Genomic DNA, 23,270 nt, shown 5'->3' on the forward strand with positions numbered 1-23,270 from the left:
GACCGCGGTAGCTTGGCCGGATGCAGTGGCGAAACCGGTGGCTCGCGCTGGGTGCGGCGGGGGCGGCGATTCTGGTGTGCGTGGCGGGTCCGGCGTTCGCAGGGACGCAGGATCGCGAGCGGATCGTGTTCCCCGGCCGGACTCCCGGTGCGCCCGTGTCGCTGCGCGCCACGCCTGCGCGCACTGCGCCTACCATGCTCGCGCCGCCCGCCACCGCGCGGCTCGTTGCGGCCGAGGCGCTGCACGCCGCCGAGCGAGGGACGCTCGTGGCGTGGGCCGACGCGTGGCGCACCCGGCTCGTGCGGACCCCGGGCGACCGACTGGCCGTCTTTGCCGTCGCGACCGCCGAGCGGCTCGCCTACGACTTCCGAGGGGCGGACGCGCGCCTCGCGCGCCTCGCCACGGCGGGTGCCGCCGGCGTGGCCGACGAGATCACCCGTCAGGCGCAACTCGCCCGCGCGGCGATGGACGCGGTCCAGGGACGGCACGCAGCGACTGCCCCGCGCCTGCAGGTCATCGAGGGCGGTGCACTGGCGGCGGGGGATACGGCGGGGGCGCTCGACGCCCTCCTCCTCCGCAGCGCCGTGGCCCTGCGACTCGAAGGGGCCACGCCGGCGCAGCTCCTCATGGCACGCGGCGACTCGTTAGGGTGGGACCGCGATCCCGCACTGGCCGCTGCTTCCCGCTGTCGCTGGGCGGCCATTCGCTCGCGCCAGGGGAGGCGCGACGAGGCACGCCGCCTGGCGCGCACGGGGGCGGCGCTCGCGGCCGATGCAGGGCTCCGTCGGCAGGCGGCCGGGTGCCTCTTCATCCTGGCGACCGAGTTCGCGCGCAGCGGCCTCACCGACTCGCTGCGCGCGACGCTCGTCCCAGCCATGGACGCGCAGCGGGCCGCAGGTGACCTGGCCGGACTCGCCGCCTCGAGCCAGTGGGCCGGCTACTACGCCATCACACTCGGCCACTTCAGCGCGGCGCAGCGCTACCTGGCCGACGCATGGGCGCTCGCGGCGCGCGCGCAGGTGGCCGACGTGGCGGCGTGGACCGCACTCAATCGCGCGGCGCTGGCGCTGTCGTTCCACGATGCGGCGGCCACGCGGCAGTGGATGCACCGGGCCGACACGCTCATGCGCCGCCTGGACGACCCGACCGGACGACTGGAGGTCGCGCGCCTCCTGGCCCGTCACGCCGAAGCGGTTGGCGACAGCGCCGCCGCGCGCCTGCGCCTGCAGGAGGCGCAGCGCCTGGCCGACCGTGTGGGCGAGCCCCAGTTGCGGCTGTCGGTGGTGGCGGCGCGACGCGTCCTTGCCATGCGCGGGGGGGAGCTGGACGAGGCCGCGGCGCTGATGCGCGAGGAGCGGGCGCTCATCGAGCGTCATGGCCTGGACGGATGGCGCGTGTCGTTAGGTGCAGCCGAGGGCGAGCTGGCACTGCGCCGCGGCGACTCGCGCGAGGCGCGCCGCCTCCTGACGCGCGCGCTCGACGGGCTGCACGCGAGCCAGCATCATTTTCGCTTCTACACGGAAGTGCAGCTCGCGCTATCGCACGCGCTCGATGGTGACGGGCGCGCCGCGGCGCGTGTGGCGCTCGAGGCGGGGGAGAGCATGGATCGCTGGCGCGCCTCGCTGGGCGACAGCACGCTCCGGCAGTACACGGTACAGGCACAACGCAGCAGTGGGTGGTTCCACTCCATGCTCGCCGCCCGGCTGGTCGCCCTTGGCGAGACCGAGGTGGCCTTCCTGCTCGCCGAGCGCCGACGGGCCCGCGAGCTGCAAGATCGCCTGCTGCTGGCCTCGGCCTGGGGGGGCGATGGTGGCGTGCCGAGGGTCGCCCCCGTCGTGACCGCCACGCCCTCGCTGGCCGCCATGCGGCGCGCCCTCCCCGACGCGCGGACGGCGATCGTCACCCTGGATCTCGGCGAGGGCGGGGCCCCCGGGCTCGCCTTCGTCCTCACTGCCGACTCGCTGACGGCGCACGTGTTGCCGTCGCACGACGTCGTCGCCCCCACGTTGCGGCGCCTCGTGGCGCAGCTCGAGCGGGGGGGCGCCGCCGATGCCGACGCGCGACGACTGGGCGACTGGCTCCTCGTGCCGCTCCTGCCGCGCCTGGCGCGCGCCAGGGTGGAGCGACTCGTGTTCGTCCCCGAGGGGGTGCTGCACCGCCTCCCGTTCGACGTGTTGCAGCTCCCGGACGGCCGGCCGCTGCTCGCACACTACGAGAGTGCCGTCGTCCCGTCGGTGGCGGTGCTGGCGCAGTGGCGCGACGCGGGCGATGGCGCAGGACGCGTCGGTGGCGCACCGCGGGTGGTGGCGGTGGCCGATCCCGCGCGCGGCGCCAGCGGCTGGCGCGCGCTGGAGCTCTTCTCGTCCTCCGCCACGGCGGCGTCGCTTCCCCCATTGCCGGGGGCCCGCGACGAGGCCCGCCGGGTGCAACGTGCCTTTCCCGGGGCGACCGTACTGCAGGGGATGGGGGCGCGCGAGCGCTTGGTCCGGGCACAGCTGGCAGGGGCCGATGTGGTGCACTTTGCCACCCACGCGGCGGTCGATGAATGGTCCGGCGCCCGCGCGACGCTCGTGCTTGCGCCTGGCGACAGCGCCGCCGGCGATGACGGCGCGCTCGACGCCGGCGAGATCGCCATGCTGCGCCTGCGGGCCGCGCTCGTCGTGCTGTCGGCCTGTCGCACCGTCGGCGGTGAAGTGGTGGCGGGAGAAGGGGTGCGCGGCCTCACTGGGGCCTTCCTGCAGGCCGGGGCCCGACGCGTGGTCGCCACCGCGTGGCGCGTGGACGATCGTGCGGTGGCGCCACTCATGGGCGACCTCTACGACGCCCTCGCCCGCGGAGAAGCTGTGGGCGGGGCCCTGCGCTCGGCGCGGCTGCGGGCGTGGCAGCGCGGCGATGGCGCGAGCGTGTGGGGGGCCTTCACGCTGGTAGGCGACCCGACCGGTGCCGTGGCACCTGCCGGTCTGCGTCCCGCCCGTGGAGTCAGCGGGCGTCCGTCAGCTGCACGCGAGTGAGCGGCGACCGCCGTTCGTTGCCGTCCCCGCGCTGCGCGGTCACCATCCAGTCGAAGGACCCCGCACCGGCAAGCGCCGTGCGTTCGGCCGCGGTGGGGACGAGCAGCGTGTCGCTGGTGGCCCGCGAGAACAGGACGCTGCCCAACGTGTCGAGCGCTTCGACGACGTAGCGCCCCGCCCCCGGCATCGCGCGCCAGGTGAAGCCGTCGAACGACTGTGACGCACGCGCGGTGGGGGCGACGACCGTGACCTCGCTGGCGTCGCCGCGCACGACCGGCGCCTCCCCCTCACCACCCGCGGCACGCGTGCGACGCCAGGCCTCGCCGCCGAGTCCCGCTGCCAGCACCAGCGCCGCGGCCATGGCCCATCGGCGCGTGGCGACGCGCGGAAGGCGTGCGACCGTGGGTGAGCGCGCGACGGGGGCGCGGAGGTCGTCGCGTGCGTCGCCTGCCGCTCCGACGGGCGACGGGCCGCGCGCCGACGCCTCGTGGGCTTCGGCCACGACGATGGCGCGCAGCAGGTCAAACTCCGCGGTGCAAGACTGACAGGTGAGGACGTGATCGAACGTCGCGAGATCCGGCCCATCGCGCCCGGGACCACGCGCCAGCTGTTCGAGCGTCTCGGGCGCAGGACAGCCGCGCCGCCCTTCGGCGGCGTCACCGCGCGCAGCCGCGTGTGCGCGGTACGCCTCCCGCAGTTGCTCGATCGTCATCGCTCCTCCGGCCAACGGTAGCCTGCACGCACGAGGCGCTCGCGCAGGTCGTCCATCCCACGGTACAACAGGTTCCGCACTTTTCCGTCGGGCCACCCCAGCATCGCCACCATCTCCTCGCGACCGTACCCCGCCAGGTGCATGCGTACGACGACACGCCGCGATTCGACCATCGACGCCAGTGCCCGGTCGATCGCCGCCCCGAGCTCCGCGGCCAGCACGGCCGCATCGGCGCTCCCCGCCGTCACCGCCCCCGCCTCCTCCAGCGGCGCGGCGCGCTCCACATGCCGGCGCCGTTGCCGCAGGAGGTCGATCGCGGCCGCCATCGCCGTCCGGTATACGTAGGACGTCGGCAACCGCTCGATCTCCTCACTCTCGGGGTGCGCGCGCCAGATCCGGATGCGGACCTCCTGCACGAGCGCATCGATCTCGTCGGCCCCAAGAGCGTGCCGCCCCCCCACGGCGCGCACCATTCGCCCCAGCCTGGCCAGGAGGGCGTCGAGCATCGGGGTGGCGTCGAGCCGCGGGGGGAGCATCCCTCGATCGTACGACGCGTCTTCCCGGCTCGCCAGCGGCGGCGCGCTACGCTGTTCAGCGGCGGCGCGGCACGCCGATCAGCGGCGGCGCGGCACGCCGATGAGGTACGTCACCGGGATGGGGCCGTTCTTCGTGCGCTCGCCGATCTCCCAGTCGTAGCCTTCGTGCCCGTCGACCGCCGAGACCAGGGCGCGCAGCTCATCCACCTCGTACGTCCGCAGGCACGAGACGATGCCGTCCCACAGCACCATGAGCGGGACCACCGGCACGAGATACGTGAAGAGCAGATTGGTCCACCGGAACGGCTCCACGCGTGGCATCATGACCAGCGTCGCGATGGGGGAGAGCAGGGTGACGGCGATGCACAACGCGTTGCGCTTGGTGGCCTCGAAGACCGCGATCGGCTCGCCGCGAGCCACCGCATCGCGCAGCACCGTGCGCGCGGCGTCGGGGGCAAAGTGGTGGAAGGCGGTGAACATCGTGCGGAATCCGCTTAACGTGCCGGGAACACACGTCGCATCGACGGAGCCGTGATGCATCGTGATTGGCCGCACCCCCGCCTCCCTGTCCGCATCGCCCGTCGCAGCGTGGGCGGCGCCGAGGTTGGGGTAACGATCGGTCAGGAGGATGGGGACGGTGACGCCCTCGCGCGCCAAGGCCGCGCGCAGTCGCTTCCACGGCCCGCCGCCACCGCTGCACAGGTCGACGATCCGCGCTGACTCACTCCGGCGCACGGCGTCGGCGAGGACGGGGACGATCGCGCCGTATGGATCGGCGGCATCGAGCATCGCCTGCAGGTAGCCCGTCAGCGCGTTGCGAATCGGGGCGGGGATCCACGGCAGATCCTCCAGTTCGACCAGATGCAGTCGTCCCATCTCCCTCACCTCACCGCGGCGGCGACGCGCGCCATCTGCCGAGCATGGCGCTCGGTATGACGCACCACCACCAGCGCCGCGTCGCCCAAGTTGAGGCGCAACCAACGCGCATACGGTGAGACCAGGTGCACACGCCTCCACTCGACGCCGTCGGCGCGGGTGATGACAGACTGGAGCGTGGCGAGGGAGGAGAGCATCTCGTCGAGGACGTGGTGGCGCGGTGCAACCTCAGGGACGATCGCGGCCGGCGCTGCGGTGCGGCGACTGCTCTCCATCGCGCGCACGAGTAGCCAACCGCCCCACGTCGCGCGCCACTTGCCGCGCCCCGGCGCCGGAACGGCGGTGTCGAGCGCCCGCTCCATCAGCGGGAGATAGTCGGCGTTGGCCAGGCAAAGATGCTCGAGGATCTCGTCGATGCTCCACCCCCCGGCGGGAGGACGAACGACGCGATGCCGCGCCGGGAGTGGTCGGACGAGTGCGTCGATGTGCTGGGCGACCCGCTGGGTGGACGAGAGCAGGTCGGCCGCGAGACGTTCCTGCTCGATCATCCCGCCCTCCCATGGGACCACTGCGCGATCACGCGCTCGGCGACCGCATCGATGGGGTACTCGCCGGGATCGAGGGCGAAGTGCTGGCAGAGCCCGTCGATCTGGGCAAAGAGCGCGCGGGCATCGAGTTGAGGGGCGGGAGAGCCCAGGTCGGCGAGATAGCCCTCCAGCGTGCCGGTGATCGCCTCTCCCCATTCGGCGAGCGCGGGTCCCAGCGACGCGATCACCGCGGGTTGGGTGCGCGCGGCGTAGCCCAGCCGCCAGAAGTCGAGGTGCGATCGCACGATCCCTACCGCCGCCCGTACGAGGGCGCCAAGCCGCTCGTGCGCCCCCACCGACTCGGCCATCGCAAAGGAGAGACGGACGTCGGTCATGCTCCGTTCGAAGAGGGCGCGCAGGAGCCCCTCCTTACCCGGGAAGTGAGAATAGAGGAGCCCCGTCGCGATCCCCGCCCTGGCGGCGATCGCCTTGACGGTGGTCCCGGCGAAGCCCCGACGTGCAAAGAGGTGGAGCGCCGCGTCGAGGAGCTTGTCGCGCGTCGCGGCGCGCCGCGACGCGTTCTGGGAGGCGGATCTGGGCATGGCGAGTCGTTGAATGAACGAACGTTCAACGAAAAAGAAGCCAAGATTCGCTCGGATCACAAGCTGCCGGTCGCCGCCGAGGGGGGGTACCGGCTACCTTTCGGCATGTCAAAAGCCAAAGCCGCGGCGCCTGCCGCTCAGCCGACCTCCTTCTCGTTCATTGAAAACGAGCGGACTTACACCTGTGTCCGCGAAGGACTGCGCGGCGTGCAGGACGATCCGTGGTGGTGGTTCAGCGTGTCGAGCGATGACCGGCACCGCTATGCCCCGTTCCGGGCGGAGCCTGGAGACACCGAGGCGTCGGTGCGCCCGCGCGTCGTAGCCTACTATGAGGATCTGCTGGTGCGGCGTGCGGCGCCGGCCGAGCCGCGCTGGCGCGGGCGTGGTCAGGGCAATGGGGCCAAGCCAGCGGTCGTGGCGGCTCCGACGGCGCCTGAGGTCGTGGCCGAAGAGCTCGAGTAACACCGCGAAGTGGCGCGCCCCTGCAAGCGGGACGGAAAGCGGCCGCCAGCGTGATGCTGGCGGCCGCTCTGCGTTGTCGGCGCGGTGCTGCGCCTGCGGGCAGGCGCGCCTGACGCGGCCTTCGCTAGTCGGCTTGGGGCGGGAGCCCCATCGCGCCAACGCCGCGCGAGTCACCGGTGACCAGGCGGCGATGGTAGTCGAGCTGGCCGATGTGATAGGCCAGATGACTCGCCAGATGCAACAACCCGCGACGCACCGGAATGGTGCTCGGGCCGATCTGGATCGTGTCGTCGAGGCGCTCGGCCGGCAGCGCATCGAGCGCCAGCGCCACTTCGGCGGCGGCGAAGTGAATGAGCGTGGCCAGTTCGGCGCGCGAGGTGCCGCGGGTGCTGAACTCGGCGTCGCGGTCGCGCACGTAGCCCGAAGCGCCCAATCCGGCGCCGATGAAGTGGCGAAGGTTGCCGCAGAGGTGCAGCACGAGCGTCCCGCCGGCGTTCGGGGCTCCGGCGGGGAGGGCCCAGATCGAGGCGTCGTCGGGATAGGAGAGGACCTCCGCGCGCAGGGTGGTGAGCTCGCGCGCGAAAATCAGCGAGAAGTCCTTGAGGAGGTTGGCGTTCATGGGCGCTTGTCCACGGTGCGTTCGAGGCCGGCCACCTTGATGGTGACCGATGTGGGCTTGCCAGCCGCGGTGACAAACTCCACCGAGCCGGCCGTCTTGAGGAACTCGAAGCGCGTCGCACTCTGCGGCACGAGTTCGAGCGGGATCACGTGGTTGAACGGATCGATGAAAAGTCGCCCGCCGCGCCGCGTGACAACGGCCACCTTCTCCGTCGCCGTGCCGTAGGTCCCGACGTAGCGCTCGAGCACGGCGGTCGGGACGGCGAGCGCCGGACGCGCCTCGCGCGGGCCGCGTTCGTCGGTGGGAAGATCGGGGAGCGGGCGCACCCAGAAGTTGCGGAAGCGCACCGGGTGGTCGTGATCCTGGAGCGTGAACGGCAACGCGTCGTCGTGCCGGGCGTACGGCTCCGTCTGCAACCAGTTGGTCGGCCCCCACAGCTCCGCGTTGTCCTGCACCAGGACGCCGTTGTGGAAGATGGTCATGCGCGCGGGCGACACGAGCTTGCCAGCGGCGTCGAAGCGGGGGCGACGGAACACCACGTCGTACGACTGCCACTCGCCCGGTGCCCGCGAGGCGTTCACCAGCGGCGGGTGCTGGCCATACAGCGACGCCGCCTGTCCGTCGGCGTAGGTCACGTTCTCGTACGAGTCGAGCACCTGGATCTCGTACAACCCCATGAAGTAGACGCCGCTGTTGCCGCGGTCCTGTCCCTTCCCCACTCCGGGCGACGGCGTGGCCCATTCCACATGGGCTTGGACATCCCCGAAGCGCTGCTTCGAGACGATCGGCCCGGCGCCGGGGACGGTCTGCATGTAGCCCTCGCGCATGACCCACTTGGCGGGCGACCCGTCGCGCGAGGTCCAGCCGTCGAGCGAACGGCCGTCGAAGAGGACGACGGCGTCGCCGGGGGCGGCGCCAACCTGCGCCGCAGGCGTCACCTTGCGCGGGGTCGGGCGCTGCAGGTCGTGCACCTTCCATATGCGCCCGGCGTCCTGCGCCGTCACCGGCGAGGCTGCCGACGAGAGTGCGAGGGCCGTGAGGGCTGCGGCGACGGACGTACGAAGCAGACGGTACGACATGCGTATGGCGCCCACGCTGGAGGGAAACGCGCCGAGGCCCGGGTGACCGGCGCGCGGTTGTGCCTAAGGAAAGGGCGCGCGCGCGTGCGACGCAAGCGGACGTCGGGCGCCCCCGTGTGGGGGGGCGCGCGACGCCCTCTCGCGACCATGACGTCCGCCCTGTTCATTTCGAGGCACGACCCTCCACTTCAGGCCACGGCACCCGATGCAGAAGCGCGACTTCCTCCGCACGCTGGGCGGCGTCACCCTCGGCGCCTTCTTCGCCCCCGGGCAGCTCGCTCGTTATGCACGCCTCTCGGATGCCGCGCTGGCCGAGGACGAGCCGTTCTGGGCGCAGATACGCGCGGGCTTCCGCCTCACGCCGGAGTACATCAACCTGGAGAACGGCTACTTCTGTTTGCAGCCGACGGAGGTGCTCGAGGCGTTCATCTCCCGCGTGCGCGAGATCAACCTCCAGGCGTCGCGCTACATGCGCACGCGCCAGGGCGATGACAAGCTCGCCGTGCGCACGCGCCTCGCGCAGATGGCCGGCTGCTCGCCCGAGGAGCTGATCATCACCCGCAACACCACCGAGTCGCTCGACACGGTGATTGCCGGCTACGACTGGAAGGCAGGGGACGAGGCCGTGATGGCCGAGCAGGACTATGGCGCCATGCTCGACATGTTCAAGCTGCAGGCGCGCCGCTACGGGATCGTCAACCGGGTCGTCTCGCTCCCCAACGATCCACGCACCGACGACGAACTCGTGCAGCTGTACGCCAACGCCATCACCCCGCGCACGCGCCTCCTGATGGTGAGCCACCTGGTGAACATCAGCGGGCAGGTGCTCCCGGTACAGAAGATCGCCGCCATGGCGCATGCGCGTGGCGTCGCGGTCATGGTCGACGGGGCGCACGCCTTCGCCCAGCTCGACTTCCGCATTCCCGACCTGGGCGTGGACTACTACGGGGCGTCGCTGCACAAGTGGCTGGCGACCCCGTTAGGCGCGGGGATCCTCTACGTGAAGCGCGACAAGATCGCCGGATTGTGGCCCATCTACGGCGACAGCGGCCCCGCCGACGATGACATCCGCAAGCTGAACCACACGGGGACGCATCCGGTGCACACCGACCTGGCCATCAACCACGCGATCGACTTCCATCAGGCCATCGGGTCGGCACGCAAGGAGGCGCGGTTGCGCTACCTGCAGCAGTACTGGGTCTCGAAGGTGCACGGCATGCCGAAGATCATCCTCAACACGCCGACCGACCCGGCGCGGTCGTGCGCCATTGCCAACGTGGGCGTTCGCGGCATCGCCCCGGGCGAGCTGATGGACATCCTGATGAAGAAGTACCGCATCTGGACCGTGGCCATCGATGGCGCCGGTGTGCACGGCGTGCGCGTGACGCCGCACCTCTTCACGAGCACCGCCGAGCTGGATGCGTTCGTGAAGGCGCTGGGCGAGCTGGCCGCGTAGGCGCGGCCGATTCGTGCGAGCGTTAGCTTGCCGAGAACTGCGCCACCCACCACCCGCCGCACACCACCATGACCCGCTTCGCCTACTTCGGCAGCCGTATCGTTCCCATCGAGGACGCCAAGGTCAGCGTCATGACCCACGCGCTGAACTACGGCACCGCCGTCTTCGGCGGGATTCGCGGCTACTGGAATGAGGAGGAGGGGCAACTCTACGTCTTCCGTCCGCTCGACCACTTCAAGCGCTTCCTGCAGTCGGCGTCGCTCCTGCGCATGGAGCTGGGTCACACGCCCCAGTCGCTGACCGACATCGTCACCGAGCTGCTGCGCACCGAGGGGTTTCGCGAGAACTGCTACATTCGCCCGCTGGCCTACAAGTCGGCGCTCAACATCAGCGTGCGCCTGCACGAACTCGAGTCGGCCCTCACGATCTTCTCCCTCCCGTTCGGCTCCTACACGGCGAACGAGACCGGGGTGCACGTCGCCTTCTCGGCCTGGCGCCGCGTCGACGACAACGCCATCCCCGCCCGCGGCAAGATCGCGGGCGCTTACGTGAACTCCGCGTTGAGCAGCACCGACGTGCGCTTGGCGGGCTATGACGAGGCGCTCGTGCTCAACGAGGATGGCCACGTGTCGGAGATGAGCGTCGCCAACTTCTTCATCGTGCGCGACGGCGTGGCCATCACCCCGCCGGTGCAGAGCAACGTGCTCGAGGGAATCGTGCGCCGCTCGGTGATCCAGCTGTTGCGCGATGAACTCGGCGTCACCGTCGTCGAGCGCAACATCGACCGCAGCGAGGTCTACCTGGCCGACGAGTGCTTCATGTGCGGGACCGGCGTGCAGATCTGCGCCATCACCAAGGTCGAGCATCGCGCCATCGGCGCGGGGGGCATGGGCGACATCACCGGCCGGCTGCGCGCGCTCTTCTTCGACATCGTGGCGGGGAAGGTCGAGAAGTACCGCGGCTGGTTGGCGCCGGTCTACCCGAAGTAGACCGCTGTCCTTGCGCTACCGGACGCGTTTCCAGTCGAGCCAGACGAGGACCGAGAAGAGTGTGATCGTCACCGCGGAGACGGCACACCACGGGCAGAAGGTCTTCATCAGCAAGAACTCGGCGTACTTGAGTCGCAGCGTGAAGAGGAAGGCGGGATAGACGAGGCCGGCCAGCGCCAGCGTTGGCCAGCGCTCGTCCGCGTTACGGTCCTGCGTCCCCAGGATGGCGACGACGAGGATGAGGGTGTAACCGACCGCGCCGATGAAGGCGACGTCGAGCCCCAGGAACCACCCCCACGACGAGAGCTGCACCTTTTCGCAGCCGTGCTCCGTGCCGCAGCTGAGCGCCCCCATGTAGCCGAGCTTCCAGAGATGGAGGTAGAGCGCCACCCCGGCGTTCAACAGCGCGAGCACCGCGATCGTCTGACGAATTGTCGGTGGCGGCGCGTCGGTGGCGAGGGCGTCGTCGTCGGTCATGAGCAGGGCGTCGGACTCGGGAGCCATTCGGGGAGATGAAAAACGCGTGAACGAAATGTGATGCTTGGCACAGGACTTCCCTATCGTCCTAATGCCTATGTCGATAATCGCTACCCAGCCGCCCCGTTTCCACCGTCACACCCCCCGGAACTTCGTCCGGGGGCTGGTCGGTGTCGTGCTTCTCGTCAGCTCGATCGCCTGTTCGGGCGGGGGCGGATTGTTCGAGCCGTCAGAACGACTGAGCCCAGCGGCGAAGGCAACGCTGGACACGCTGATGCTCGACGAATGGGCGGCTCAGGCCCGATACACCCGGGTGTTGCAGTCGTTCGGCAACGTGTCGCCCTTCACGTCGCTGCGCGGCAGTCGAGCTCGCCGCGCCACGGCGCTCGAGCGCGTGTACCTGCAGATAGCAGAGTTCACCCCTGCGAACCCGTACGGCCCCGCCGTCTCGGGGTCTGCTGCGTCGGCCGTTGTGGTCGGCCCTGCCTACGAATCGCGCGAACAAGCCTGCGAGATCTCGCTCCTGCTGGAGCAGGAGCTGGTCGATCGCTACGACCGACTGCTGGCGCTCGCCCCCCCGCGGGTCGTGGCTGAGGCCGCTCGCGACAATCGCGCCTTGGCGCTCGAGGCCGATCTGCCGGCGGTGCGGCGCTGTCGCTGATGTCGCAGCGCGGCGCGATGCGCCGAGTTCGCCAGTCGCTCTAACCGCGGTAAGCGCCCCAAGCGCCCGGCCCGGCGGCGTGGCGCCTTCTTCCCGGATCCTTGTCGCCGACCCGATCGGCGCGCCGTCGCAGGCGCGTCGTTACGGTGCTAGCGAGGCCAGCCGCAGGGCGCGACCGCGAAAAGGGGGATGTGCCGATTCGCTTTGCACGATCGGCCTGATGTCCGATACTTGTGACATGCCACCGGACGCGCCGCCGCGATCACCCAACGCCTCGGCGTCTGCTGCATCGCGCCCCGATGTAGCGACGTCGACCTCGCGTTCGCCGCGAAACGCCGGGATGGTCACCGCCCTGGCGATCGTCATGACGGCGATCGTGAGCATCGCCGTCGTGTCGGTTGCCATCCGCCACATCCTGCTGGAGGACCTCCGCACCTACCTGCGACGCACGGCCGAATCGACGGCGGCGATCATCGACGACCAGGCGCACGCGCGCCTGCGGGATTCGTCGCAGACCGGTTCACCGGAATATCGAGCGGCGGCGGCGCCGCTGCGCGTCCTCCTGCGCACCAACCCCGACATCCGGTTCGCGTACAGCGGGATCGTGCGCGGCGACACGATGTACTACGTGCTCGACGGCGACACCACCTCGCAGGCGGCGCACATCATGGAGCGCGATACGCCTACTGAGGGTGAGCGAGAGATCGCGCGCACCGGGGTGACGGTGGTCGAGCGCGGGCCAAGCGCGACGGCGTGGGGCTCGGGGATCAGGGCCTACGCACCGATTGCAGGGACGGCCGGGCGCGCCGACTCCGTCCACTCGTATGTCGGGATCACCATGGACGCGTCGCGCTACAATGCATGGCTGCGACGCGTGTACGAGGTGGCGGCGCTCGGCGTGCTCGTGGCGAGCGTCTTGGCGATCCTCGTGGGGCTGCGCACAGCCCGAACCGAGCGTCGCCGCGAGGAGGCGGAACGCATCCTGGGGCGTATGCGCGAGGCGGCCATCGTCGCCGCGGAAGAACGCCTCGCGCTCGAGCAGCGTCTGCAGGGGCGACAGAAGATGGAAGCGCTCGGCACGCTGGCCGGTGGCGTTGCCCATGACTTCAACAACCTGCTCACGATCATCCTCGGGCACGCCGAGCTGCTAGGGGAAGAGACGGCGCCGGGGAGCGATCTCGCCGACTCGGCTCTCGCCATTCGTACCGCCGCCACGCGCGCGCGCGACGTCGTGCGGCGCATCCTGCTCTTCGCGCGCCCCGAGGCGGAGCATCGTCTCCCTGTCGCGCTCGATCCCATCATCGACGAGACGGTGCAGCTGCTGCGATCCACCCTTCCGAGTTCAGTGGAGATCGGGTGGCGTCCTCCCGGTGAACCGGTGATCGCGGTGGCCGATCCGGCGCAGGTGACGCAGGTCCTGATGAATCTCGGGGTGAACGCGAGTCAGGCGATGCGCGACCAGCGCGGGCACATCGTGGTGACGCTCGAACAGACGACGATTCCCGACGCCATCGCCCAGCGCCTGGGGATCGCCGCCGGGCTCTACGCGCGGGTCACCGTGCGCGACGACGGCATGGGGATGAGCGAGGAGGTGCGCCGCCGCATCTTCGAGCCCTTCTTCACCACCAAGTCTCCCGATCAGGGAACGGGGTTGGGGCTTTCGGTGGTGGACGGGGTGGTGCGAGGGCATGGCGGTGCGGTCGAAGTCACGTCGCAGCCCGGCGAAGGGGCCTGCTTCACGATCCTGCTGCCGGCCAGCGCGGGCGCCCGCCTCTCGCCCGATGCCGGCCCGCGCCGGCCGCTCCGTCGCCGCGCGCCTAACGGGGCGCGCCTCCTGCTGCTCGACGACGACGTGCACGTGCTCCGCACGATCACCAAGGTGCTCACGCGTGCCGGCTATGTGGTGGACGCCTTCAGCGACGCCACGCAGGCGCTGGAGATGCTGGGCGCGACGCATGGCGGCTACGAGGTGCTCATCACCGACCGGACGATGCCGACGATGTCGGGGCTGGAGGTGGCGCGCCAGGCGCACGCGCGGTACCCAGCGGTGCCGATCGTCCTGCTGAGTGGTGCGGTGCAGGAGGGGGACCGGGAAAGCGCCGAACTCGCCGCCGTGGTCTCCAAACCGATCGAGGCGGAGGCGCTGGTCGCCGAGATCGAGCGCGTGCTGTCTGTGGCCGCGCCGCACTAGCAGCCATCTCGCAGACGGTCGCCGAAACGTCGCCGGCGCTCGGGCGGCGCTTGACGCCGGCGCGCGCATAGGTAGGTTGTCTGACTATCATAGTCAGACAGTCGACCTATCATGCCGCCACGCCCCTCGCGCAACGACCTGCTCCCCGGTACGCTCGACATGCTCGTGCTGCACACCCTCACGCTGGGGTCGCTGCACGGGTATGCGATCGCGCAGCACATTGCCAAGCTCTCGGATGACGTCCTGCAGGTGGAGCAGGGGTCCTTGTATCCGGCGCTGGAGCGGCTCCAGCGCGCCGGCTGGGCGACGTCCAAGTGGGGGGTGTCGCCCACGGGTCGGCGGGCGCGCTACTACACCATCACCGCCTCCGGCAAGCGGCAGCTTGGGCAGGAGATCGCCGATTTCGACACAGTCCTCCTGGCCATCGCCCGCGTGCTGGGGCGCGCGGAGGCCCCCTGATGTCGTGGCTCGACGGGGTGCGTCATCGTCTGCGCACGCTCGTGCGCCCGCGTGCGTACGAGGAAGAGTTGCAGGAGGAGATGCAGCTGCACGTGGAGCTCGATGCGCAGCAGCAGGGCGACCCGTGGGCGGCGCGGCGGCGCTTCGGGAACCGCACGCGGCACATGGAGGAGGTGCGGCGGCACACCTGGCTTCCGATGGCTGACGCGGTTCGGCAGGACGCCAGCTACGCGCTGCGTTCGATGCGGCGCTCGCCGGCCGTGGCACTCCTCGTCACGATCACGCTGGCCCTCGGCATCGGCGCCAATGCGGCGACCTTCACGCTCATCGACGAGCTGTACCTGCGTGCGCCGCGCGGCGTCCGGTCGCCGGAGACGTTGCGGCGCGTCTGGATTCGGCACTTCCGCACTGGCGGTGGCGTCCCGTTCACCACACCGTCGCTGCACTACCCGCTCTACCAGTCGATTGCCGGCGCCATGGGCGGCTCGTCGAATGTGGCCCTCTTCGCCACCGACTGGGGCATGCGCATGGGGGGAGAGCTGGCGGCACCACGCGTGCGCGTCGTCTACGCGTCGCCGAACTACTTCGACGTGCTCGGCGTGCGCCCGGCCCGTGGCCGACTCTTCACCACCGACGAGGGGACACTGGGTAAGGGCGCCGCGGTCGTCGTGGTCAGCGACGCCTTCTGGCGCGATAAGCTGGGGGCGCGAGCGGACGCCGTGGGGCAGACGGTCCTGATCGGGCGTACCCCGCACAGCGTCGTGGGGGTGCTGGGCCCCGCCTTTCGAGGGCTCAACGTGCAGAGCGCCGACGCGTGGGTTCCGCTGGCGACGTATCCGCAACCGGAGTGGATGCGCGAACCGTGGTGGCAATCGACGAACCAGTATGCGCTGCGCGCCGTCGCACGCGTGCCCGCGTCCTTCGACGAACAGGGCTTCGCGGTGCGCGCGACTTCGGCCGCGCGCACGCTCAACCGTTCGCTGGATGGCCCACGGGCCGACACGCTCATGACCGTGGTTGCGGGGTCGATCATCGCGGCACGTGGTCCCGGGAGCCCTAGCCCGGAACTGCTGATCAGCACGCGCCTGGCGGGCGGCGCTGCTCTCCTGCTGCTCATCGCCTGCGCCAACGCGGTGAACCTGCTGTTGGTGCGGGGCGTATCGCGGCGCCGGGAGATCGCCCTGCGCATGGCACTCGGCGTCTCGCGCCGGCAACTCATGCGCCTCCTCACCGTCGAAGCGTTGCTCCTGACGGCGTTCGCCACTGCCGGCGCCCTGCTCGTCGCGGCCTGGGGCGGGTCGGCGCTGCGCACCTTGCTCCTGCCGGACATCGAGTGGAGTCACCCCGTGCTCGATTCGCGCGTGGCGGCCTTCACCGCGGTGGTAGGGTGCCTGGTCGGCCTCATCGCCGCGGTCGTGCCCGCGCTGCAAGCCAGCCGGGGCGATGTGTCGAGCGCGCTGGCCTACTCGACGCAAGGCGGCGGCGGGCGTCACCGGTCCCGGCTGCGCGGCGGGTTGGTGGTTGTGCAGGCGGCGCTCGCGGTCGTGCTCCTGTGTGGTGCGGCGCTGTTCGTGCGGAGCCTGCGCAACGTGCAGGCGCTGGACATCGGGTTCGACGCAGACCAACTCCTCTTTGCAGGAGTGCGCTTCGCCGATGGCGCCACCCCGCCGGGTGCGACCGTGGCGCCGGCGATGCGTGAGGTGGCGCGGCGGCTGCGGGGGCGCGCGGGCGTGGCGGCGGTGGCTGCAGTGGCGATGGACCCGATGCAAGGGTTCAGCGTGGTGCAGTTCTATACGGGCGGTGATTCGGCCGGCTCGTTCGGCGCCAATGAGCCCACGCTCGGCGTCGTGTCGCCGGAGTTCTTTGCGGCGACCGGACTGCGCATCATCAGCGGCGTCGGCTTCAGCACGGCCGGCCCTGGGGCGGCACCACGCGAGATCGTGATCAACGACGCCATGGCGCGCATCCTCTGGCGGAGCAACTCGCCCCTTGGTGCCTGCATCACCTTCGGGTCGCGCAACGCTCCCTGCTTCACGATTGTCGGCGTCGTCGAGACGGCACGTCGTGACAAGGTGATCGAGGAGGCCATGCCGCAGTACTACGCCTCGCTCGACCAGCCGCCCTTTCCCGACTGGTTAGGCACCCGGTTGGTGGTCCGTGTCGACTCCGACGCGCTCGATGCGGTCCGACGCGACGTGCGCGCCCTCCTGCAGGCCACGTGGCCGACCGGTGAGGCGGAGGTGACGGCGATGCGCGAGCGACTGGAGCCCGAGTATCGGCCGTGGCGCCTGGGTGCGACGCTCTTCACGACCTTCGGGATCGTGGCGCTGCTGGTCGCCGTCGTGGGGATCTATGGCATCGTCTCGTACAGCGTGAGCCAGCGACGCCGCGAGTTCGGCGTGCGCATGGCGCTCGGCGCCGGGACGGGGAACGTGCTGCAGCAGGTGGTGGGGGAGAGCGCACGCACGATTGCCGTGGGTATCGTCTTCGGTGCGATTGCCGTGGTCGCTCTCGGCCCGCAGGTCGCCGAGCTGGTCTACGGCGTCTCACCGCGCGATCCCGCGACGATGATCGGGGTTGGCGGATTGCTTCTGACGGTTGCGACCATCGCTGCCCTCTTCCCCGCTTGGCGCGCCACCCGCGTCGATCCCGTGGAGACGTTGCGCGCCGACTGACCGGCTGTACGAGACGAAGCCGACGGGAAGCCGAGTGTCGCGCACTTGTCTTCCCCTCGTCGCCGCTCCGCGGTGCGACGTGGGGCGCCGGGACCGCGCCGCCGCTCAGCCGAAGCCCGCCAGCTCCGCGAGCAGCATGAGGTAGAGGAGGGCGAAGAGCATCCCTTCCCAGCGCGAGACCCGCTTGTCCTGCGTGAGCAGGTAGAACAGCACCGCACTGGCTGCGTAGAACGGTAGCGGCAGGCGCGACAGGTCGGACGGTACGTCGACCCGCCCTACCAGCGCCGCGATGCCCACGACGCCCAGGGCGTTGAAGATGCACGACCCCAGGATGTTGCCGACCGCCATCTCGGCGCGCCCCGAGCGGGCCGCGGAGACGCTGACGGCCAGCTCCGGGAGGGTCGTGCCGAGCGAGAGGATGGTGAGCGACGCGATGGCGGGCGAGATGCCGACGCGCGCCGACAGCGTGATGAGCGCACTTAACGTGACGTTCGCGCTCGCGAAGATCCCGGCCCCGGCTGCCACGAGCACGAGCAGGTCGCGCACGCGAATGGCGGGCTTCCGCTGCGCATCGTCCCCCCGTGCCTCTGTGAACTCGGCGTCGGCACTCTCGCTTCTTCCCTCGGTTGCCAGGTAGCCCATGTAGGCCACGTAGGCCAGCACCAACACCGCGGCCTCGAGTCGCTCCACGTCGCCATCGAGCATCGCCATGGAGAGCAGCACTGCCGAGCCCACCATGAAGTTGAGGTCGATCGCGATGTACTGCTCACCCAGGCGAATCCCTCGTGGTGAGGTGGCCGCGACGACGCCGAGGATGAAGAGGAGGTTGGCGGTGTTGGCACCCAGCACGTTGCCGGCCACGATCTCCGACGTGCCTTGCCTGACGGCGAGAATGGACGAGACGAGTTCGGGGAGGGAGGTCCCGAGCGCGACAATGAAGACGCCAACGGCAAAGGGCGACATGCCGAGCGCCAGCCCGACGTTCTCGGCCGACGCGGTGAACCACCTGGCCGCCGCGAGCAGCACGGCCAGCGCTCCGACCAGGGCGAGCACCACGAGCGGGGTCGCGGCGGCGTCGAGGTTCATCTCGTCGAGTGGTGAGGGACATGTGACCGGCGCCGAGCGCCGGAAACGAACGGAGGCCCCGCCAGAGCGCGAGGCCTCCCGAACGTACGACCAAACATACGCGACGGTTCCGCGCTACTCCGGGTTCGACGTCGTCGCCGCCTTCGGCGCCGCCGCTGGCTCCTCCAGCGTCTTGAGCACGTCCTGCCACTGGAACTTCCCCTTGCCGAGGATCCAGTGATCCATCCACGCCTTCTCGGCCACCGACTTGAGGAGCTGGTTGCGCGGGTCGGGGATGCCGTGTGTGAAGCCGGGGTACACGAAGTACTCGGTGGGGACGCCGACCTTGCGCAGCCCCATATGCAGCTCGTCGCTCTGCGGGCGCGGGACGCGCGGGTCGCCATCGACGACGTGGATCATCGTCGGTGTCTTCACGTTCTTGATGTAGCGAATGGGCGACTGCTTCCAGTACGCCTCGAAGTCCTCGTACGGCGGCTTGCCGCCGAGGTAGTTGGCGCGCACGTCCTGCATGTCGCTCTGCGCGTACATCGAGATCCAGTTGGCGGTGCCGGCGCCTGACGAGGCCGACTTGAAGCGCGTGGTGTGGGTGATAATCCAGTTGGTCCAGTGCCCGCCGGCGCTCCACCCCAGCACACCCATCTTGTCACCATCCACCATCCCGTCGGCGATGAGCTTGTCGACGCCGGTGATGATGTCCTCGTACCCCTTCTTGAAGTAGTCGTTGACGATCCCCCACTTGTGCGCCTCACCGTAGTTGGTCGAGCCGCGGTAGTTGGGCTTGAGGACCATGTAGCCGTCGCCGGCGTAGGCCTGCGCGCCGTAGCCACCGTTGAAGGTCAGAATGTCCGCCGACTGCGGGCCGCCATGAATGGCGACGATGAGCGGATAGCGCTTCCCTGCCGTGTAGCCGACCGGCTTCACCAGGATGCCGCACGTCTCCTTCTTGTCGACCGACTTCCAGCAGATCTCCTCTTCCTCGCCCAGCTGGAAGTTGGCCACCTGCGGGTTGGCGTTGGTCACCTGCCGCCACGCCCCCTTGTTGGCCAGGTCATCGGCCTTGTCGAGGACGAAGTGGACGGCGGGCGTCTTGGGGTCGCTGTACTGCACGAGGAGCTTCCCGCTCTCGTCGTCCTTCTGCGCGTTGAGCGCGGCGCGATAGCTCGTGACCGGCTTGACGGTGTTGCCGGCGACGTCGAGTGCCATGACCTGGTTGGTCGCCTTCACGCCATCGTTGAAGTAGATCGTCTTCGCATCGTCGGACCACCAGCCGATGGTCACGTCGCCGTCGTAGCTGGCACCGAGCTTCTTCCACGCTCCCTTGGTGGCGGCGAGGTCGCGCACGTAGACCTTGTTGGCGCGGAAGTACACGAAGTCGTCGGACGCCGAGAAGGCGATGGTCTTGCCGTCAGGGGCAAACGAGAGGTTCGATTCGGAGATGCCCCGGTTCTCGGTGAGGCGCTCGAGCGCGCCGGAGTCGAGGTCGAGCAGGTACAGGTCGCCGTGGTTCCCCCCTTCCATCGTGGTGCGTGCGTAGCGGTCGTTGGGGAGGGCGCGCAGGCCGGCCCACTTGCCATCGTTGGAGAGCGAGACCCCTTCCACCGAGAAGGCGTCGCCCGACGTGAGGCGCTTCTCGCTGCCGGTCGCCAGGTCGAGCGCCCACAGGTGGTTGAGCGGGATGTCCTGGTTGCGGATCTTCACGTCGAACTTCTTCTCCATCCGCTCCTTGTTGGCCTTGTCGACCGAGTCGGGGGAGATGAAGTAGAGGCGCTTGCTGTCGGCCGAGAAGCGCCACCACCCCACGGGAGTCGTGTGCTTGGTGAGCGGCCGCGCCTTCGCGGTGTCGATCCCGGCGACCGGGAGCACCCAGACCTGCTGCTCGTCATTCTTGCCGGCGCTGAAGGCGAGCCATTTCCCGTCCTTGGAGAAGGCATACGTGCCCACGCCGTCCTTGGCGTCGGTGATCTTCTGCGCCTCGCCCCCGTTGGGGTACATCATGTAGAGCTGCTGTGTCGGTGCGCCGCCCGCTGCATCGCGGTTGCTGCTGAAGACGAAGAACTTCCCGTCGGCCGACCAGCGCGGGGCGTTCTCGTTCTTGTCCTTCGTGAAGGTGAGCTGCCGCGTGCTGGAGAGCCCTTCGCGCGCGTTGACGACGTAGATGTCGGTATAGCGCTTCGCTTCCTTCCAGTTGGGCACCGAGATCGTGTAGACCATCCAGTTGCCATCGGGGCTGAGGGCGGCGCCCCCCGCCTGTCGCATGAGCTGCTGGTCCATGAACGTCATGGGACGAGGTGCCTGGGCGCTACCAGGCGTCAGCGGCGCGCCTAACGCGAAGGCGGCCAGTGAAACGACGAATGCACGAGCGGTGGGCATCGGGGCGGAACTCCGGACGAGGGTGATGCGCAGGGACCACCCTATTCTACGACCAGAGGGCGCGCGATGCTGGAGCGAATTCGCGACCGGGGGAGATGGCGCACGGGCGACGGGAGGGGGGAAGCGCCTGAGGGGCACTCGGCGACGCTCTCGTCCCGTCTGGCCACGCGGGATGGGTGACCAGCGCCACTCGGCGGGCCGCTATCGCCGCCGCCCACCGCCGCGTCGCGTCCCGCCAATCACGATCGGGTAGCCCACCACCCGCGTGTAGTAGGGGCGATAGCCGAACGACCTGTATCCATAGAAGTGAGAAAAGCCCCACGGGTCGTAGAACGGATAGGGCATCCCGTAGGCGTAGTTCGGGCGCGTGCGTTCGTCGGTCGCCACCTCGAGCGGCGTGACCGTCACCGAGGCGTTCCCCCGCAAGTCCTTGCACTTCCGCTTCTCCTTGATCGCCCTGGCGATGAGCTTTCCGTCCATCCAGAGCTCCATCGCCGCCTTCGACTTGGACTCGAGTTCGACGGCTTCGCGCGCATTGAGCGCGAGCTTCGAGTGCTCGGTCCCCTTCTCGACGCCGTACGCCAGGTCGATCGGCTTGGTGCCGTCGTTGCGGATGACGAAGCGGTCGTCGCACAGGTAGCCGAAGGTGACTTGTGCCGCGTCGGCAATCGGCGTGCGCGCGACCTCGGTGATCTGCGCGCCCAGTGGTGCGGTGAGCCCGGTGCTGCCGACGAGCAAGGCCAGCGGCACCGTTGCCAGTCCAGTCGTGCGTTTCACGAGTCCTCCCGTGTCGGGAGGCCGGTGCACGCCGCGCGGTCGCGCGGCCGCAGGCCGGCCTCTGCATCGGTTCGACACGCGACACCGTGCGGCCCCCTGATCCGCGTCGTTAGGTCACCCGATGGGCCCCACCATGCCTGCATCATCGAGGACCATGTACGTCACCTGCGCACGCCACGTGTGCACGCCGTCAGGTGCACCCACGCGCCCCCTGCGATTGCCTAAATGAAAAATGGGGGTGCCGATGTCGGCACCCCCACGCCACAGCCCTGCGCTCCGCGCCGCGCCAACGGCGCGGCGCGGAGCAGCAGATCGCCTACGCCTTCCGATCAGTACACCCCGTGTACTTCTGGTTGTTCCGCTCGGCCTGCGGCACCGGGAGGGTGACGTCGGGACCGTACGCGGCGTTCTTGCGCGGGTTGATGCCACCCTCGCCCGGGAAGACCTGCGCGGCGGTGAAGCCGTGCTGGCGGATCAGGCGCCGCAGGTCGCCCAGTCGCTGGCCACGCCCGAAGGTCCAGAAGGCGCGCTCGCGGAAGAGGAGCTGCAAGCGTGCGGCCAGCGTCCCTGGATCGGTGAGCGGTGCCAGCCCCGAGATGGTCAGCGTCCCGATGTTGGTCGGGCCGGTGCGCAGGTCGTTGAGGGTGGTGAGCCACGCGGCGTTGCTGGCCGCCAGCTGCGACTCCGCCAGCGCGAGCTGGGCGTCGACGTAGTTGGCCACCGGGACTGGCGAGTTGTACGCCGGGTAGACGCCCTGTCGGTCGTAGGGCGTGACGCCGTCGAAACCGAAGCGCAGCGTCGCCACCTTCGTCGTCGGGACGCGCGGGTCCTGCGCCGAGACGAACGGCATCGCGTTGACGATGCGCCCGCCCTGCGTGTCGGCCGAGTCCTGCACGGTGTAGCGCCGCGCCGAGGTGGCGAGCCCCCAGATCAGGTTATCCTCGATCCCCTGCGAGCCCGGCCAGGTGAGGTTGAAGGTGAATGTGCGGGGAATCCCCGCGACCGCCTGCCCCGCTTCGGCAAACTTGCCGGTGGCCAGCAGCGCGCGCGCGCGCCCGACCTGCGATGAGTACTTCACGCGCAGCGAGAGCGTGTCGGTCGCGCTGCCAACGGCGACCAGGGCGGAGTCGAACGAGGCCAGCGCCGTGTTGAACGCAGCCGGGCCATCGATGGCGGCGTTGATGTCCGGCGTCCCCGTCGACAGATCGGCGAACGGCTGCCCGTTGCAGAAGTCGAGTGCCGACTGCAGCTCGGCGTAGCCCTTGATGAAGAACATCTCGCCGATCTTGCCGCGCGCGGTGGGCTGGAACGTCTGCAGCGCCTTGGCGGCCGAGAAGGCCTGGATGCGGGCGCGATGGATCTGACGGTAGGCGACCGTGACGAGGGAGTTCTCCTCGGTCACGTTGCGCTGGTCGGTCTCGTCGCGCTGGGTGAAGGTGTCGGCCGACTTCCATTCGTCGACGAGGAGCCCGCCGTAGAACCAGGAGCTCTCGTCGAGCGCCGTCATGAGCTTGAAGACACGGATGGTGCCGACGCGCAGCCCCTCGGCGCCATCAGCCGAGTTGAGGTTGTCGGGGGCGATGATGTCCGGGTCGGTGACGCCGAGCAGGCGATCGCGGGAGCACGCACCCAGCGTGACAACCGCGGCGGCCAGGGCCACTGCCCGATAACGCGTGATGTATCGGATCATTTGAGTAGTCACCTC

General features: G+C 69.8%; 19 protein-coding genes and 1 pseudogene. 8 read left to right on the forward strand and 12 right to left on the reverse strand.

Going from position 1 to position 23,270, the window contains the following annotated elements:
- Positions 1–194: 194 nt before the first annotated feature.
- A complete protein-coding gene (locus tag IPN47_20945) occupies positions 195–3,011 on the forward strand; it encodes a CHAT domain-containing protein (protein ID MBK9410465.1) in 2,817 nt (938 codons plus the stop codon).
- Here the strand turns inward: IPN47_20945 and IPN47_20950 are convergent.
- The 5 genes from IPN47_20950 to IPN47_20970 all read right to left on the reverse strand — a co-directional run bounded on the left by IPN47_20950 (position 2,980) and on the right by IPN47_20970 (position 6,264).
- Positions 2,980–3,723, reverse strand: a complete 744-nt coding sequence (locus tag IPN47_20950; GenBank protein MBK9410466.1) for a hypothetical protein — start codon at positions 3,721–3,723, stop codon at positions 2,980–2,982. The genes IPN47_20945 and IPN47_20950 overlap by 32 nt on opposite strands.
- On the reverse strand, positions 3,720–4,259 hold the full coding sequence (locus IPN47_20955) for a sigma-70 family RNA polymerase sigma factor (GenBank protein ID MBK9410467.1): 540 nt from the start codon (positions 4,257–4,259) through the stop codon (positions 3,720–3,722). The genes IPN47_20950 and IPN47_20955 overlap by 4 nt, the downstream gene beginning before the upstream one ends.
- Positions 4,260–4,337: 78 nt before the next feature.
- Positions 4,338–5,135 (reverse strand): class I SAM-dependent methyltransferase, encoded by a 798-nt coding sequence (locus IPN47_20960; GenBank protein MBK9410468.1) that lies wholly within the window; start codon positions 5,133–5,135, stop codon positions 4,338–4,340.
- 5 nt (positions 5,136–5,140) lie between these two features.
- The gene (locus tag IPN47_20965; GenBank protein ID MBK9410469.1) at positions 5,141–5,683 is read right to left on the reverse strand and encodes a DinB family protein; all 543 of its coding nucleotides are present in this window, start codon (positions 5,681–5,683) and stop codon (positions 5,141–5,143) included.
- Positions 5,680–6,264 carry a TetR/AcrR family transcriptional regulator gene (locus IPN47_20970; GenBank protein MBK9410470.1) on the reverse strand — a complete coding sequence of 195 codons (585 nt, stop codon included), beginning with the start codon at positions 6,262–6,264 and terminating at the stop codon, positions 5,680–5,682. Before IPN47_20970 ends, IPN47_20965 begins: the two co-directional genes overlap by 4 nt.
- A 9-nt stretch (positions 6,265–6,273) precedes the next feature.
- Between IPN47_20970 and IPN47_20975 the strand changes: the two genes are divergently transcribed.
- The gene (locus IPN47_20975; GenBank protein ID MBK9410471.1) at positions 6,274–6,726 is read left to right on the forward strand and encodes a hypothetical protein; all 453 of its coding nucleotides are present in this window, start codon (positions 6,274–6,276) and stop codon (positions 6,724–6,726) included.
- A 124-nt stretch (positions 6,727–6,850) separates the two neighbouring features.
- Here the strand turns inward: IPN47_20975 and IPN47_20980 are convergent, their stop codons facing one another.
- Complete coding sequence (locus tag IPN47_20980; protein ID MBK9410472.1) at positions 6,851–7,345, reverse strand: DUF1572 family protein; 495 nt, start codon at positions 7,343–7,345, stop codon at positions 6,851–6,853.
- Between the two features lie 314 nt (positions 7,346–7,659).
- Positions 7,660–8,424 (reverse strand): annotated as a pseudogene (locus IPN47_20985) (DUF1080 domain-containing protein).
- A 205-nt stretch (positions 8,425–8,629) separates the two neighbouring features.
- On the opposite strand from IPN47_20985, the gene IPN47_20990 reads away from it, so the two are divergent.
- A complete protein-coding gene (locus IPN47_20990) occupies positions 8,630–9,880 on the forward strand; it encodes an aminotransferase class V-fold PLP-dependent enzyme (protein ID MBK9410473.1) in 1,251 nt (416 codons plus the stop codon).
- A 68-nt stretch (positions 9,881–9,948) separates the two neighbouring features.
- The gene (locus IPN47_20995) at positions 9,949–10,869 is read left to right on the forward strand and encodes a branched-chain amino acid transaminase (protein MBK9410474.1); all 921 of its coding nucleotides are present in this window, start codon (positions 9,949–9,951) and stop codon (positions 10,867–10,869) included.
- A 15-nt stretch (positions 10,870–10,884) separates the two neighbouring features.
- Here the strand turns inward: IPN47_20995 and IPN47_21000 are convergent, their stop codons facing one another.
- Positions 10,885–11,373, reverse strand: a complete 489-nt coding sequence (locus tag IPN47_21000) for a vitamin K epoxide reductase family protein (protein ID MBK9410475.1) — start codon at positions 11,371–11,373, stop codon at positions 10,885–10,887.
- A gap of 148 nt (positions 11,374–11,521) precedes the next feature.
- Here IPN47_21000 and IPN47_21005 point away from each other — a divergent pair, with 148 nt between their 5' ends.
- From IPN47_21005 to IPN47_21020, 4 genes are all read left to right on the forward strand, one after another.
- A complete protein-coding gene (locus tag IPN47_21005) occupies positions 11,522–12,007 on the forward strand; it encodes a hypothetical protein (protein ID MBK9410476.1) in 486 nt (161 codons plus the stop codon).
- Between the two features lie 220 nt (positions 12,008–12,227).
- Positions 12,228–14,198: a response regulator gene (locus IPN47_21010; protein ID MBK9410477.1), complete on the forward strand. Its 1,971-nt coding sequence runs from the start codon at positions 12,228–12,230 to the stop codon at positions 14,196–14,198.
- A gap of 111 nt (positions 14,199–14,309) precedes the next feature.
- Positions 14,310–14,657: a PadR family transcriptional regulator gene (locus IPN47_21015; protein MBK9410478.1), complete on the forward strand. Its 348-nt coding sequence runs from the start codon at positions 14,310–14,312 to the stop codon at positions 14,655–14,657.
- Positions 14,657–17,332, forward strand: a complete 2,676-nt coding sequence (locus IPN47_21020; protein ID MBK9410479.1) for an ABC transporter permease — start codon at positions 14,657–14,659, stop codon at positions 17,330–17,332. The genes IPN47_21015 and IPN47_21020 overlap by 1 nt, the downstream gene beginning before the upstream one ends.
- A gap of 105 nt (positions 17,333–17,437) precedes the next feature.
- On the opposite strand, the gene IPN47_21025 is transcribed toward IPN47_21020, so the two are convergent.
- The 4 genes from IPN47_21025 to IPN47_21040 all read right to left on the reverse strand — a co-directional run bounded on the left by IPN47_21025 (position 17,438) and on the right by IPN47_21040 (position 23,255).
- The gene (locus tag IPN47_21025; GenBank protein MBK9410480.1) at positions 17,438–18,418 is read right to left on the reverse strand and encodes a calcium/sodium antiporter; all 981 of its coding nucleotides are present in this window, start codon (positions 18,416–18,418) and stop codon (positions 17,438–17,440) included.
- 114 nt (positions 18,419–18,532) lie between these two features.
- Positions 18,533–20,788: a S9 family peptidase gene (locus tag IPN47_21030; protein ID MBK9410481.1), complete on the reverse strand. Its 2,256-nt coding sequence runs from the start codon at positions 20,786–20,788 to the stop codon at positions 18,533–18,535.
- 201 nt (positions 20,789–20,989) lie between these two features.
- Positions 20,990–21,565, reverse strand: coding sequence for a hypothetical protein (locus tag IPN47_21035; GenBank protein ID MBK9410482.1), 576 nt, complete (start codon positions 21,563–21,565; stop codon positions 20,990–20,992).
- A gap of 316 nt (positions 21,566–21,881) precedes the next feature.
- Entirely contained in the window at positions 21,882–23,255 is a 1,374-nt protein-coding gene (locus IPN47_21040) for a hypothetical protein (GenBank protein ID MBK9410483.1), read from the reverse strand.
- Between the last annotated feature and the right edge of the window lie 15 nt (positions 23,256–23,270).

It is taken from the genome of Gemmatimonadota bacterium, assembly GCA_016719105.1.
Taxonomy (GTDB): Bacteria; Gemmatimonadota; Gemmatimonadetes; order Gemmatimonadales; family Gemmatimonadaceae; genus SCN-70-22.